This is a genomic window from Marinomonas posidonica, assembly GCF_043643765.1.
GTDB classification, from domain to species: Bacteria; Pseudomonadota; Gammaproteobacteria; order Pseudomonadales; family Marinomonadaceae; genus Marinomonas; species Marinomonas posidonica_A.
Genome location: NZ_JBHZSP010000010.1, coordinates 116,304 through 129,826, shown reverse-complemented (window position 1 = coordinate 129,826; position 13,523 = coordinate 116,304). Strand labels below are relative to the sequence as shown.

Sequence of the window (13,523 nt, the reverse complement as noted above, 5' to 3'; positions counted from 1 at the left end):
TATAACAAAATCAATGAGTTTTATCCACTTAATCCTGCTTTATTTGTGTGATTTTTAGACAATCTTTATGACTTTTTCTGTCTAATTAAATCCATCAAATTTCTGAGTTCTTGCTTAGTGTTTGTATCCTTAATGGATTCATTACCTTTATTTTTCAAGCGTTCAATACTGTTATTTAATCCTAGGTTACGTTCCAGGGTAGAAACCATATCCAGTACTTCTTGCTTTGCATTAGTGATTTTTTGCTTTGTTGCCGCATCTTGGTGGTTTAAAAGATCAATAATTGGCTTATGTGCGACATTTTCCGCTAATTCGCCCAGTAAGTGTCCGGCGTTTTTTTCTGGGTGTTTTGCGAAATATCTCCATATTTTACCGAAGATTTTTAATTCATCATTTGCTTGATTGATGATTGGGTCGGGAATATCGATGTGTTGCGCAATATGGGGGTGAAGTAATAGGCATAAAGAGGCTTGTTTTATTTTGCTCAAACTAGACGGGGCAGGTGGAAAATAAGCCTCATCTTTTTGTTTATTGAATTTGCCTTTTTTCTTATAGCCAGTTTTACCAGTTTGTGGCGAGGTGTATTCGTGATTGCTATATGATGCGGAATCATAATCTCCATAGGGCGAAGCAGGGTAGTCATCATAGTCATGATGAGATGCATCATGGGTTGGATAATCGTAATACTCTGGTTCATTGGTGGTGCTGGAGATTTCTTTATCGTAGCTCGGCTTTACTTTGGGCAGTGCTGTGTGCCCTAGTGTATCGCTGTCGATGCCTGATTGTTCACTTAACTGCTTAATTAAAATGGAGCGAAATGTCAGCTCTTTCGGGATTTGTTGAATCATGCTCATGGCATTGCGAGCAAATTGAGCTTCCCCTTCTTCGTCTGCAAGAGTGACTTGATTTCTAGCATGATCAAACAGCACATGGGAAAGTGAAGCGCTGTCTTCTAAGCGCAAATTGAAGGCGTCTTTGCCTTCTTTACGCACCAAGGAATCTGGGTCTTCTCCTTCCGGTAGAAATAAGAAGCGCAGTTGTTTTTCATCCTGCATGACAGGAAGAGAGGCTTCTAAACCTCGGATTGCCGCAGAGCGACCGGCTTTATCACCGTCAAAGCAGAGGATGACTTTGCTAACCAATTTGAAAAGTTTGCGTATGTGCTGACTATTGACGGAGGTGCCTAAGGTGGCGACCGCATTGGTAATGCCGTGTTGAGCTAATACGATGACATCCATATAGCCCTCAACAACAATAATTTGATCGAGATTTTGGGTGTTTTGTTTGGCTTCAAATAAGCCGTACAGTTCTTGGCTTTTCTGAAAAACAGGGGTTTCTGGTGAATTTAAATATTTAGGTTTTTCGTCACCAAATGCACGACCACCGAAACCAATGACTCGTCCGCGAGAATCTCGTATAGGGAAGATAATACGATTTCGAAAGCGGTCGTAGTAATGGCCAGGCTGATCTTTTTTCTCAATCAGCATGCCGCCACGATACAGTTGTTCCTGATGTTCGGCTCTGGTACCAACCGATTTAAGAAGATTGTCCCAACCGCTTGGCGCAAAGCCGAGACCAAATACTTTGGCAATTTGCCCGGACAAGCCGCGTTCTTGGGCGAGGTAATCTGTCGCTTTGAGCTTGTCTGGGTGCTCGATTAACTGGCGTTGGTAAAAGGTCGCACTTTCAGAGAGCCGCTTCAGCAACTCGGCATTCTGCTCATAGCGATCCGGCGCACCTTGCTCTCTAGGAACTTCCATGCCAGCGTCTTTAGCGAGCACCTCGATGGCATCAACAAAGTCGAGATGGTCATGTTCCATCACAAAAGAGATGGCGTTGCCGCCTGCACCACAACCAAAGCAATAATAGAATTGTTTGTTGGGGTTTAAGCTAAAAGAGGGACTTTTTTCATTATGAAAAGGGCAAAGTGCACTGTAGTTTTGCCCAGTTTTTTTTAGGCTGATACGGGACGACACCACATCGGTTAAGTCGGTGCGAGCCAATAACTCGTCAATAAACTGATCTGGTATGCGTCCCGCCATAAAATTAGCCTAGTTGTGCTTTCACTTGTTTGCTGATTTGTCCCATGTCGGCACGGCCTTGTACCTGAGGTTTTACAATGGCCATTACCGCGCCCATTTGTTGCATTGAGCTGGCCCCAGTTTCTTCAATGGCCGCTTTCACAATGGTGGCAATTTCTTCGTCTGTCAATTGGGTTGGTAAGAACTCAGAAATAATGGCTAGCTCATCTTTTTCGATTTGTGCTAGGTCGTCACGGCCGCCATCGGTAAATTGTTGGATCGAATCTTTACGTTGCTTATTCATCTTATCCAGAATGGCGATCACTCTAGCATCATCTAATTCAATACGTTCATCGACTTCCACTCGTTTGCATTCCGCTAAAATGGTGCGAATGACAGTAACGCGGTGCTTTTCTTTTGCGCGCATGGCGGTTTTTAAGGTATCGGAGATGTGTGCTTTTAATTCTGACATGGGAGCCTCTTGGATGTTAAACAAAAAAAACGGCTAGTTTTTAACTAGCCGTTCTTATAAACCTAAACACGAGAAAGGTCTAGGTGTTTGTGATCTAGTGGATTTGCCAAATGGCAAATCGGCCTAGTACAAACGTTGGAATTTTTTCTGCTCGCGAGAAACTTTCTTAGCGTGACGTTTAACAGCAGCGGCTGCAGCACGTTTGCGAAGAGTTGTTGGTTTTTCGTAGCATTCACGACGACGAACTTCAGCCAAAACGCCTGCTTTTTCACAAGAGCGCTTGAAGCGGCGTAGAGCGATGTCAAATGGTTCGTTATCTTTTACTTTAACTGCTGGCATGTTTTTACCTTTAATAATCGGTTTTAAGTTTAAGTTATTCACAAAAACGGCATGCATAATACTCCTAATTAAAGAGTATTCAAAGCGCGTATTTGTTAGACAGAGTTGAGCCAAACAATTTGGCTGATTTTTCTAACCCTGGACAGACAAGGATGGTTGTCTGTTGTTGTCTGTTTTATGTCATAGGGTGCTTGGAAGTGTTCACTTATCAAATAAGCGCCAAACGAGAAAAATCACCTGCCTTTTAATTTAAACATTGAAAACGCGCGCATTATAATGACTTTACGTGCCTGTGTCCAGTGGCATCTGCCATGCTCTGTCGTTCTAGGGTACAATGTCGGCAAATTACAGATGAGATTGGTTTGATGAAAGTATTGGGTCTTGAAACCTCTTGTGACGAAACCGGCATTGCCATTTATGACACCGAGAATGGTTTGTTGGCGCATAAGATTTATTCGCAAATCGCGCAACACGCTGAATACGGCGGTGTTGTGCCTGAGTTAGCATCACGGGACCATGTGCGCAAAACCTTACCTTTAATTGATGAAGTGTTAGCGGATGCGGGTATGACTAAGAAAGAGCTGGACGCCGTTGCGTTTACGAGTGGGCCTGGGCTAGTTGGGGCTTTGATGGCGGGGGCGACGATTGGTCGTTCTCTGGCCTATGCGTTGGGAATTCCTGCCTTGGGTGTGCATCACATGGAAGGGCATTTATTAGCGCCTATGTTAGAAGAGTCGCAACCTGAAATGCCCTTTATTGCATTATTGGTTTCTGGTGGTCATACCCAGCTGGTTAGAGTGGATGGTATTGGACAATATAAATTACTCGGTCAATCTCTGGATGACGCCGCGGGAGAAGCGTTTGATAAAGCAGCAAAAATGATTGGTTTGCCTTATCCTGGTGGCCCGCAAATTGCGGCATTAGCGAAGCAAGGCAATCCCGCATCAGGTTTAAGATTTCCACGTCCTATGACAGACAGGCCTGGCTTGGATTTTAGCTTTAGCGGCTTGAAGACGGCATTTTTAACCGCAGTGCATGAAGCCCTTGATGATGATCGATGCGATGAACAATTTAAAGCAGATGCGGCCTTAGCGTTTGAAACTGCCGTGGTTGACACTTTGGTTATCAAATGTCGTCGCGCTTTGGAAAGTGAAGGCTTAAAGAGCTTGATCATCGCCGGTGGTGTCAGTGCTAATCAAAGATTACGTGAACAGTTGGAAAGTCAGCTGAAAAAGATTAAGGCTAGTGTATTTTATGCGCGTCCAGAGTTCTGCACAGATAATGGTGCCATGATCGCCTATGCAGGAGCACAACGCTTATTAGATGGGCAATCTTCAGAATTGAATTTATCCATTCGGGCTCGTTGGCCGTTGGCCGAGTTGCCACCACTTAAGGAGTTGGCAAATGTCTGATTTGGTATTCATTGAAGGTTTGAAAGCAAAAGCCGTGATTGGTGTTTATGATTGGGAAAAAACCATTCAACAAGATCTGCTATTGGATTTGGAAATGGAGCACGATAATCGTTTGCCAGCAGCCACGGATGATCTTAGTAAGACGTTAGATTATGAAGCCATTTCTAATTACATTTTAGCCTATTGCTTAGAGCATCAGTTTGAATTAATTGAAACCTTAGCCGAGCGTCTGTTAGCGGATTTGGCGGCTACTTTCCAGTTGCAGGCAGTGCGCTTAGTACTTCGTAAGCCGACCGCGGTCGCGGCGGCTGATGCCGTGGGCGTGAAGCTGTATCGCCGGTTCGCGGATTAGTCTTTTTGCTTTTTTATTGTTTCAAGGTGAAGCGGCATCACCTTGAAACAATAGAGGGGAGTTTAGAGTGGCCAGATTGCGAATACGTTCCTGTTTTAGCGCTTCTCCTAATTCAGCGCCAGCATAGCCTTGCTTGATAAGGCTGACCGCATTCACTTTGGCGATTGTGTTTCTTAGGGTGAGCCAATCTTTCAGGTTAGTTTGCGTGATTAGGCTGATCACCTGAATTAGCTTTTCAAACGGTTGCGGCTTTTTAATGGCGTTGACCGACATGAGCCAAGCTTCCCAATTCTCCGCCGTCATACAGATTTGCCTATTTTCCAGAAAATCCCTAACTTGCTCGGCCAAAATTTTGTATTGATTTGGGCTGCGAAGTGTTTGATGAAGTGCTTTTAAGTCTTGTAGCTGTGTGTGCCGACAGATGATTGCCCAACGTTGAGTGTGTGTCAGTGACCTTAATGCGTCTTCTGAGTTGTCTTGCTCCGACCACTTCAGGTTTGAAAATAGTATTGGCATGGCGTTGGCTTTCGCCAGCACTTTGAAAAAAATTTGTGGGTGGTCAGTTGCTAAGGCTTTTTCTAATTCTCGCCATATTCTTTCCGGACTAAGACTATTAAGTTCACCTGAGTCGCTAATTTGTTGCATTAATAACATGGTTTCATTCGCGACTTGAAACCCAAAGGATTGAAAGCGGGCAGCAAATCGAGCCACTCGTAAAACGCGTAATGGGTCTTCGACGAAAGCATTGGAGACGTGTCGTAACAGACGATTGTGAAGGTCTTGTTGACCATGAAATGGGTCGATAAGTTGACCTTCTTCGTCTTGTGCGATGGCGTTAATGGTTAGGTCTCGTCTTTCAAGGTCTTCTTCCAGAGTGATGTTGGGCGAGAAGTCACAGATAAAACCTGTGTAGCCTTGACCTTGTTTTTTTTCCCGGCGGGCAAGAGCGTATTCTTCTTTGGTTTTTGGGTGCAGGAAAACAGGGAATTGTTTACCGACCTGCTGAAAACCTTGTTGTTCAAGCTGTTCTGGTGTAGCGCCTGTCACCACCCAATCTTGATCAATCACAGGGAGTTTGAGTAGGCGGTCACGGACGGCGCCACCAACCAGATACACTTGATATGACATTTATGCTTGGCCTGTCTCACACTGCTCAGGAAACATAGCACTCCACTGGCTGAAGCCGCCATTTAGGGAGTAAACTTGTTTAAAACCTTGGGAGGCAAGGTATTCTGCAGCACCTTTGCTACTGTTGCCATGATAGCAGCAGACGATGATCGGGCGTTCTTGGTCGGTATTGTCAACAAACTCTTGTACATTGTCATTGTTTAAGCTGATGGCATTTGTCATGTGACTTGTCTGATAGCTAGCAGGGTCACGGATATCTACAATGGCGGCGTTATCTTCCAAAATGGGAAGGGCGTCTGCGATATCGATACAAGTATAAGTCATGGAGTTTTCCGATTGATTGTACAAGGCATACTAAAACGTTCTTTGTCTTCCAGTCGTAAGGCAGTTAAGCTGCCTCCCCAAACACATCCTGTATCAAGTGCATGTATATGCTTAAGTTGGGTTTTGCCTTCTAGGGCAGCCCAATGTCCAAAGACAATGTGACAGCCTTCGGGAACTTGAATTGGGTAACTGAACCAAGGGGCAAACCCTTTGGTCGCTGTATTAATGCCTTCTTTTGATTTTAAGTCTAATTTGCTGTTTTGGTTGCAAAATCTCATGCGAGTTAAGTAGTTTGTGATGACTCTGAGTCGGTCTAAACCGACTAAATCATCCCGCCACTTACTCGGGCTATTACCATACATGGCTGAAAAATATTCATCAACTGTGTCTGATTGCAGCTTGTCTTCTACTTCTTTTGCGAGTGTGAGCGTTTGCTCTAATGTCCAGCAAGGTGGAATCCCCGCATGGGTCATAACGACATTGAGCTCTGCGTCATAATGGCAAAGAGGTTGATGTCTTAACCAATCCATTAAATCGTCACGATCACTCGCCATCAAAATATCTGTTAACGTGTCACCTTTTTTGAGAGTGCCATGACCATAAGATACGGCGAGCAAGTGTAGGTCATGATTGCCTAATACGACCTTAGTTTTCTCCCCAAGGGATTTAATGAAGCGCAAGGTGTCTAAGGATTCTGGACCACGATTGATCAAGTCGCCTGCAAACCAAAGTTGATCGTGTTCTGGCTGATACTGGATGTGTTTGAGTAATCTCTCCAGTGGTTCTAAACAGCCTTGTAAATCGCCGATAACATAGGTTGCCATAATCTCCTCAGTGCACTTTATTTGGGACAGATAGGGTAAATGGTCGTATTGGTGCGGTAAATTCGGTGCCATCGTCTGCGATAAATTGATAGCTGCCATGCATGACGCCGACGACCGTTTCAATCACAGTGCCACTGGTGTATTGGTATGATTCCCCAGGTTGCAAATGAGGGTATTCACCTATGACACCACTGCCTTTGACTTCCTGTACTTGCTCATCACCGTTGGTAATAACCCAGTGACGAGTTTGCAGTTTGGCCGCATGAGTGCCGCAATTTGTGATCGTGATGTGGTAAGCGAAGACATAACGAGACTCATCCGGTGTGGATTGTCTGGCCAGATATTCGGTTCTAACATCCACCACGATATCGTATTTTTCCATTTAACTTTCCTTCTCAAGAAGGTAGTTGGTGATGGCGACAAACTCTTTCACATCTAAGCGTTCAGGACGCAAGCTTGGATCAATGCCTAAGTGTGCAAAGTCCTCTTGATCTAATACACCCTTGTAGTTGTTGCGCAATGTTTTACGGCGTTGTTGGAAGCCAATGCGCACCACGTCTTCTAATTTTTTCACGTCGGCCGTTGAGTAAGGTAGCGTTTTATAAGGTGTCATACGCACAATGGCAGAATCGACTTTAGGCGCTGGGTCAAACGATTCAGGGCCAACGACGAAAAGAGAATCGACGGCACAATAATACTGTGCCATAACACTGAGTCGACCATATAAGTTATCGCCAGGGCGAGAGGCTAAACGATCCACCACTTCTTTTTGCAGCATAAAATGCATGTCGGTAATGCTGCTGGCTTGGCTGAGCAGATGGAAAATTAAAGGGGTAGAAATGTTATACGGCAAGTTGCCGACAACACGGATGGTTTCGTTATCTTGCACCAGCGAGCTGAAATCAAATTTCATTGCGTCCGCTTCGTGCACGGTAAGTTCAGGATAACGGAACAAATTGACTTTCAGGATCGGGATCAAATCGCGGTCAAGTTCGACAACATCCATACGCTCAGTGACACTGATAATACCTTCAGTTAAGGCCCCCTTACCTGGGCCGATTTCAACGATACGTTGGCCTTTTTTCGGGGCGATACAGGCAACGATACGACGAATTACACCATGATCGTGAAGGAAATTCTGGCCAAATCTTTTTCTAGCCTTATGGGGTTGTACTTTGCTCATTGAGAAAACTTTTTCGCGTTATTGGCCATATTTATGGCGTGTTTAATGGCGACGTTTAGGCTGCCATGGTTGGCGTTGCCTGTGCCGGCTAAATCCATTGCTGTGCCGTGATCCACGGACGTACGAATGATGGGTAAGCCCAATGTAATATTCACAGCATTACCAAATCCAGAGTATTTTAACACAGGTAAGCCCTGATCGTGATACATGGCAAGGGCGCAGTCTGCATTCTCTAAATACTTTGGTGTAAATAGGGTGTCAGCAGGAAGCGGACCAATGAGATCCAGCCCCTCAGAACGTAATTTATCGAGTGTAGGGGTAATGGTCTCTATTTCTTCTCTGCCAAGATGGCCATCTTCGCCTGCATGAGGGTTTAATCCACACACTAAAATTCGAGGCTGCTCGATACCAAATTTTGTTTGTAAATCTCGATGCAGTGCCAGTGTTACCTTGCGGAGTGCTTCTTCAGTGATCGCCTCAGACACGTCTTTTAAGGGGAGATGAGTCGTCACCAGAGCGACTTTCATCGCCTCACTTGCCAACATCATTACCACGTGAGGTGAATGGCATTGGGCTTGAAAGAATTCAGTATGTCCAGAGAAGTGCGTGCCTGTTTGACAGAGAATACCTTTATGCACAGGAGGGGTGACAATGGCATCAAATTGCCCAGATAAACAGCCTTCTCCAGCTTGTTTTAACGTTTCTAGTACATAAGGTGCGTTGGCTATATTGAGTTGCCCAGGTTGTGCTATTTCCGCCATAGGGATGTGCATTAAGCTTATTCTCCCTGCTTGATGGGCTGGCGGCTTAGCATGGGCGGCAAGCGTTTCAATGTCAAGTTTGAGGTTGAGGGTTTTTGCTCTTGAGCGCAGTAAATCGACATCCCCTAGAACCACTAAACGAGCCGCAAAAGACGACTCATTTAGTGCGCTGAGAATAATGTCTGGCCCGATGCCAGCCGGTTCACCTGAAGTGATCGCGATGATTGGAAGTGTGTCAGGTGATGCTTGATTCATAAGGTGTTACTTATCTTTGATGTCAATAAAGGCGTCAGCACGCAATTCGTCTAACCAATTGCCCAATACGATGTCTTGCTTTTGCGAGGTTAGGGCTTGTTTGGCATTACTACGCTTGACTTGATCACTGATGTCGGCTTCACGGCGACCTTCTACCTGTAAGATATGCCAGCCAAACTGTGTACGGAAAGGTTTGCTGACCTGGCCAACCGTTGTTTCATTCATCATGTCTTCAAAGGCTGGCACCATAGTGCCAGGGGTGACCCAGCCAAGATCACCACCTTGCAGTGTTGAGCCTTGGTCTTCACTGTATTCTTTAGCTAATTCTGCGAAGTCAGCGCCATTTTGAAGCTTATTATAGAGTTCATCTGCAAAGGCTTGAGTTTGCGCCATGTCTCGAATTTCATTGGGTCGTACTAGAATATGGCGAGTTTTAGTTTGTTGCTGTAGTGTCACAGAAGCAGAGCGTTTGTCGATAACCCAAAGTAAATGGTAACCCGCATTACTTTGTAGTGGACCGACAAGAGGGCCTTGTTCTGTATCAAGTGCTCTGACAAACAAAGGTGGTAACTGGTTCATCGGGCGCCATCCAAGGTCGCCACCTTCTATGGCAAACTGCCCCGCTGATTTTGCCACGGCTTGTTGGATAAAATCGTTTTCATTTTGAATTTGCTGAGTGATCGTGTTGATTTCCGCTTTCGCTTCTTCTGGATTACTAGCTCTAATCAAAATGTGACGTAGATGAACTTGGTCCTTGTCTTTGGTGATGCTGGTTTCTGAGCTCATGTAATCATCAATTTCTTGTTCCGAAATGACGATACGACGCTTAATGATTTCACGTTTAATGTTGTTGATTAGGATTTCATGTTCAATTTGTTTACGGTAGCGACTGTAGTTGATCCCTTTGCTCGCTAATACCGTCTTTAAACCTTGTAGATCAAGGTTCATATTCTTTGCGACGCCTAAAATAGCCTTATCTACATCGGAGCTGGACGCTCTCATACCAATTTTTTCGGCATAGTTAGCTTGTAGGGTTTCATCGACTAATTGAGTGAGTATTTGGCGATGAATGTTGTCTGTCATTATGCCGCCAGGCACTCTGTCTTTGACAATTTGAAAACGGTTTTGAATGTCGCTTTCAAGGATGGGGGTGGAATCAATGATGGCGGCGATGCCATCAATTTTGCTGGTGTCGGCCTGCACTGATTGTAAACTAGAAAATGTTAGTATTAGGACGAAAAAAGAGAATAACTTCATGATTAATATCCGGTTTTTCCTTGGTTCCAGTAGGTGTCTGCAATGCTTTTGGCGTTACTGTTGCTACGTCCAGCGGTGCTTAAACTACGTAAAATAAATTGTAAGAAGATGCCTCGGTCGGCGTCATTGTCATCGTCAATCCAGTCTTGATAGCTCAGAGAGACCTTAATGCAGCAGTTCTCATAACCAATGCCTGATACCTGTTTGGTTGCTTCGTCATCCATGAAGTCGTAGCTGTACTGAGCGAACGCAGACCAATTTTGGTTGATTGGAAATACGGTACCAAAACTGGCTTGCTTTGTATTATCATCCGAGTCTGAATTATTAATTGAATATAAATAACTTAAATTCACTTTGACCCGATCTGCCGGTGTTAAACTTGCCACCAGTTGGGCAAGATTAATGTTATCTTCGTCAGGGTCGTAATTCAGGTTGGCGGTGAGGCTAAAGTCAGAACCATAATAGCTGGCAGAGGTTAATAGATCACTGTGTTCGCTATCGTCAACTGGACTGCTGTCACTGGTCGTACCACTAATATCAACATATCGATCGTCTAAGTAGAAGACCTGACCAGCTTTTAAAGACCACTTTTCATTATTATTTTCATCATATAGACGACTTTCTAACCCAAAACTGACTTGTTCTGTGTCACCGACCCTGTCGTTGCCATTAAAGCGCTCGTGACTAAAGGCGCTAGAGTAAGTCAAAGTAGATTCGCTGGCATCAAAATCAGGAATGTTTGTTTGGTTTTCGTAGGGAGAATGTAAGTAGTTTAATCTTGGTGATAAGGTTTGACGCCACGTGCCATTTTCGTTGGTAAAACGGCGTTCAAATGCTAACCCTGTGTCCAAGTAAGTTGTGATGTGGCCAAGCGACGCTTCGGAATCTGTGTCGCTACTGTAGTCGTGTAATTGGTAGTCTCGGTATTGAGTCAATATACCTGGCGTTAGGGTCAACCAGTCGTTACCAAAATCGAGGGATGTATCTTGATTGACAACTAAGCGCTCGCCGTCGAAATCGTCTTCGGCTGGGTCATAAAAATCCGTATATTGTACTGCTAAGTTGTACTTTAAATACGTGTTTGCAATCGAATAAGAACTTTCTACACGAGGCAGCCATTCAAAAGGTTCGTCGTCCGAACTATCTGGGGTCTGGTAAGTTAAATAGGTTAACTTGTTGAAGAAGTTTCCACTGTTTAAAGACACATAAGCACTTTGTTGGTAATGGTCTTTTTCGCCAATAGATGTGCTGTTAGCTTCAGGAAATTCGTTTTCTGTGGGGTTGGCTTCATAGGTAAAACCGGATTGCAGATATTGATTAAAGCGCTGATGAGAGGTTAGCTTGAGTAATATCTGATCCCCTTCATCTTGATCCGAGAAATAGGACTGCTCATAGGTCGTTTCGCCGAATGAACTCAGATGACGAAACTCAACATCAATACCTTCGCCTTTTTCTTGAATGTATTGTGGAGTAAAGGTGGCATCATAGTTGGCTGCCATGTTCCAGTAAAAAGGTGCAGAGAAACTTAAACCATCGTTGCCTGAATAGCCAAAACTGGGGAATAAAAAACCACTTTGGCGTCTGTCATCAATCGGAAAGCGCAACCAGGGCGAGTAGAAAATCGGAATGCCTGCAATGCGAACTTGAACGTGCTTGGCGGTCCCGAAGCCTGACGTCGGGTTAAGCTCAATGCTGGTACCATATAAGCTCCAACTTTCTTGGTTCGGTTCACAAGTAGTAAAGAAACCTTCCTCAATAAAGACCACACCATTTTTTTCTTGTGTTAACGATTTAGCTTTACCCCGTGCTTTGCTGTTATGACTCAAAAATAGGGCGTTTTCAAATTCTGTGGCGGCGCTGCCGTTATTGGATAGGTAGCTGTTTGTGCTTCGAATGAGTTCATTATCGGTTCTTAGGGTGACATCGCCCGAAGCTTGGTAATAGTCGTTTGGAATGCCTTGAATGCTGTTTGCAGATAACTGAGAGTCGGGCTGAATAATGTTAGCATTGCCTTGCAGATGAATAACGCCGGTTTGATCTCGGGTAATTAGATCGGCTTGTAGTTGCGTGTTGTTACTCTGGCTGGCTTGCCATTGATTAATGTATTGGCCTTGGCAATAGCGACCTAACTGAGCTCGTTGTTCAGTGGTCAGGGATTCTCGAGGAGCCCAATCCCATTGATCTACTTGCCCGTGAGCAAGTGGCAATATGAAAAGACCTTGAAAAAATAGGGCGTAGTTGCGTAAATGCTTAACCATGCAGGGTATACTTATTTACCAATAATTGTTGTCCGAAATCGGAGGCTGCCAATTGAGGCTCCACGTAATAAGACAAATGATAATCTATGCAGGCCCATAGGGGCTACCGATTCTGGAGAAATATCTTTATGTGGAAAATTGTGTGCGCCATTTTGGGCTATGTTTTAATGTCAAATTTCCTTGGTGCGATATTGGGGTATATTGTTGGTAGCCTGTTAGACAGGGCTCAAAAAGGTGGAGCGTTTAATCAAGCAAAGCGAGGTAATATACGCCTTCAGCAGGAAACCTTCTTCCGAACTTTGTTTTTATTGATGGGGCGTTTGGCAAAGTCGGATGGACAAGTTTCCGAGGAAGAAATTCAGCTGGCTCAGTCTGTTATGCAGCGATTGCGTTTGTCTCCGGAAGCGCAAGAACAAGCTAAACGACTGTTTAATGAGGGCAAGTCAGCGAATTTTGATTTGGTCGCCGAACTGAATCATTTTAAAAACATCGTTGGCCCTGGGGATTTAACCCGAACTTTATTAGAAGTTTTGCTGGTGTCTGCGTATGCAGATGGCCATTTTAGTATTGAAGAGAAGTCCTTTGTTTCTCAAGTGTGTGCCAACTTAGGCATCACGGTGGCAGAGTTTGAGGCGCTACACATTCAAGTGAAGCAACAAGCGCACTTTAGACAGGGCTATCAATCTTCCAATAACAATATGGGGTCTAAAGACTTATTGAAGTCAGCCTATGACGCTTTGGGAGTGACGCCGGACATGTCCGATGCCGATATTAAAAAAGCGTATCGTCGCCTAATGAGTAAAAATCATCCGGATAAACTGAGTTCTCAAGGTTTACCAGATGAAATGATTGAGTTGGCAAAGGAACGCACTCAGGAAATTCAATCGGCTTATGAATTAATTAAAAACGCACGTAAGTAGTGAGGTTGCTGTGTGAA

The 13,523-nt window shown here is 44.5% G+C and carries 14 protein-coding genes; 3 read left to right on the top strand and 11 right to left on the bottom strand.

Features of this window, described 5'->3' with window-relative positions:
- Positions 1–65: 65 nt before the first annotated feature.
- The 3 genes from dnaG to rpsU form a co-directional block, all read right to left on the bottom strand.
- The gene (gene dnaG / locus ACHUFM_RS12715) at positions 66–2,042 is read right to left on the bottom strand and encodes a DNA primase (protein ID WP_394182593.1); all 1,977 of its coding nucleotides are present in this window, start codon (positions 2,040–2,042) and stop codon (positions 66–68) included.
- 4 nt (positions 2,043–2,046) lie between these two features.
- Positions 2,047–2,493 carry a GatB/YqeY domain-containing protein gene (locus ACHUFM_RS12710; RefSeq protein ID WP_113873474.1) on the bottom strand — a complete coding sequence of 149 codons (447 nt, stop codon included), beginning with the start codon at positions 2,491–2,493 and terminating at the stop codon, positions 2,047–2,049.
- Positions 2,494–2,616: 123 nt separating this feature from the next.
- Entirely contained in the window at positions 2,617–2,832 is a 216-nt protein-coding gene (gene rpsU, locus ACHUFM_RS12705) for a 30S ribosomal protein S21 (protein WP_009835737.1), read from the bottom strand.
- A gap of 365 nt (positions 2,833–3,197) precedes the next feature.
- On the opposite strand from rpsU, the gene tsaD reads away from it, so the two are divergent.
- Together tsaD and folB are read left to right on the top strand one after the other, a co-directional pair.
- A complete protein-coding gene (tsaD, locus tag ACHUFM_RS12700) occupies positions 3,198–4,244 on the top strand; it encodes a tRNA (adenosine(37)-N6)-threonylcarbamoyltransferase complex transferase subunit TsaD (protein WP_394182642.1) in 1,047 nt (348 codons plus the stop codon).
- The gene (gene folB / locus ACHUFM_RS12695) at positions 4,237–4,596 is read left to right on the top strand and encodes a dihydroneopterin aldolase (RefSeq protein WP_394182592.1); all 360 of its coding nucleotides are present in this window, start codon (positions 4,237–4,239) and stop codon (positions 4,594–4,596) included. Before tsaD ends, folB begins: the two co-directional genes overlap by 8 nt.
- Positions 4,597–4,617: 21 nt before the next feature.
- Here the strand turns inward: folB and ACHUFM_RS12690 are convergent, their stop codons facing one another.
- From ACHUFM_RS12690 to ACHUFM_RS12655, 8 genes are read right to left on the bottom strand one after another with little or no spacing between them, the layout of a single operon-like run.
- Positions 4,618–5,724, bottom strand: coding sequence for a tRNA nucleotidyltransferase (locus ACHUFM_RS12690; protein ID WP_394182591.1), 1,107 nt, complete (start codon positions 5,722–5,724; stop codon positions 4,618–4,620).
- Positions 5,725–6,048, bottom strand: coding sequence for a thiosulfate sulfurtransferase GlpE (gene glpE / locus ACHUFM_RS12685; protein WP_394182590.1), 324 nt, complete (start codon positions 6,046–6,048; stop codon positions 5,725–5,727).
- Positions 6,045–6,872: a symmetrical bis(5'-nucleosyl)-tetraphosphatase gene (locus tag ACHUFM_RS12680; RefSeq protein ID WP_394182589.1), complete on the bottom strand. Its 828-nt coding sequence runs from the start codon at positions 6,870–6,872 to the stop codon at positions 6,045–6,047. The genes glpE and ACHUFM_RS12680 overlap by 4 nt, the downstream gene beginning before the upstream one ends.
- 7 nt (positions 6,873–6,879) lie before the next feature.
- The gene (gene apaG, locus ACHUFM_RS12675) at positions 6,880–7,254 is read right to left on the bottom strand and encodes a Co2+/Mg2+ efflux protein ApaG (protein WP_113873480.1); all 375 of its coding nucleotides are present in this window, start codon (positions 7,252–7,254) and stop codon (positions 6,880–6,882) included.
- Positions 7,255–8,055: a 16S rRNA (adenine(1518)-N(6)/adenine(1519)-N(6))-dimethyltransferase RsmA gene (rsmA, locus tag ACHUFM_RS12670; RefSeq protein ID WP_394182588.1), complete on the bottom strand. Its 801-nt coding sequence runs from the start codon at positions 8,053–8,055 to the stop codon at positions 7,255–7,257.
- Positions 8,052–9,071 (bottom strand): 4-hydroxythreonine-4-phosphate dehydrogenase PdxA, encoded by a 1,020-nt coding sequence (gene pdxA, locus ACHUFM_RS12665; protein ID WP_394182587.1) that lies wholly within the window; start codon positions 9,069–9,071, stop codon positions 8,052–8,054. The genes rsmA and pdxA overlap by 4 nt, the downstream gene beginning before the upstream one ends.
- 6 nt (positions 9,072–9,077) lie before the next feature.
- The gene (locus tag ACHUFM_RS12660; RefSeq protein WP_394182586.1) at positions 9,078–10,328 is read right to left on the bottom strand and encodes a peptidylprolyl isomerase; all 1,251 of its coding nucleotides are present in this window, start codon (positions 10,326–10,328) and stop codon (positions 9,078–9,080) included.
- A gap of 2 nt (positions 10,329–10,330) precedes the next feature.
- Entirely contained in the window at positions 10,331–12,535 is a 2,205-nt protein-coding gene (locus ACHUFM_RS12655; RefSeq protein WP_394182585.1) for an LPS-assembly protein LptD, read from the bottom strand.
- Positions 12,536–12,714: 179 nt separating this feature from the next.
- On the opposite strand from ACHUFM_RS12655, the gene djlA reads away from it, so the two are divergent.
- Positions 12,715–13,506, top strand: coding sequence for a co-chaperone DjlA (gene djlA / locus ACHUFM_RS12650; RefSeq protein WP_394182584.1), 792 nt, complete (start codon positions 12,715–12,717; stop codon positions 13,504–13,506).
- Positions 13,507–13,523 lie beyond the last annotated feature (17 nt).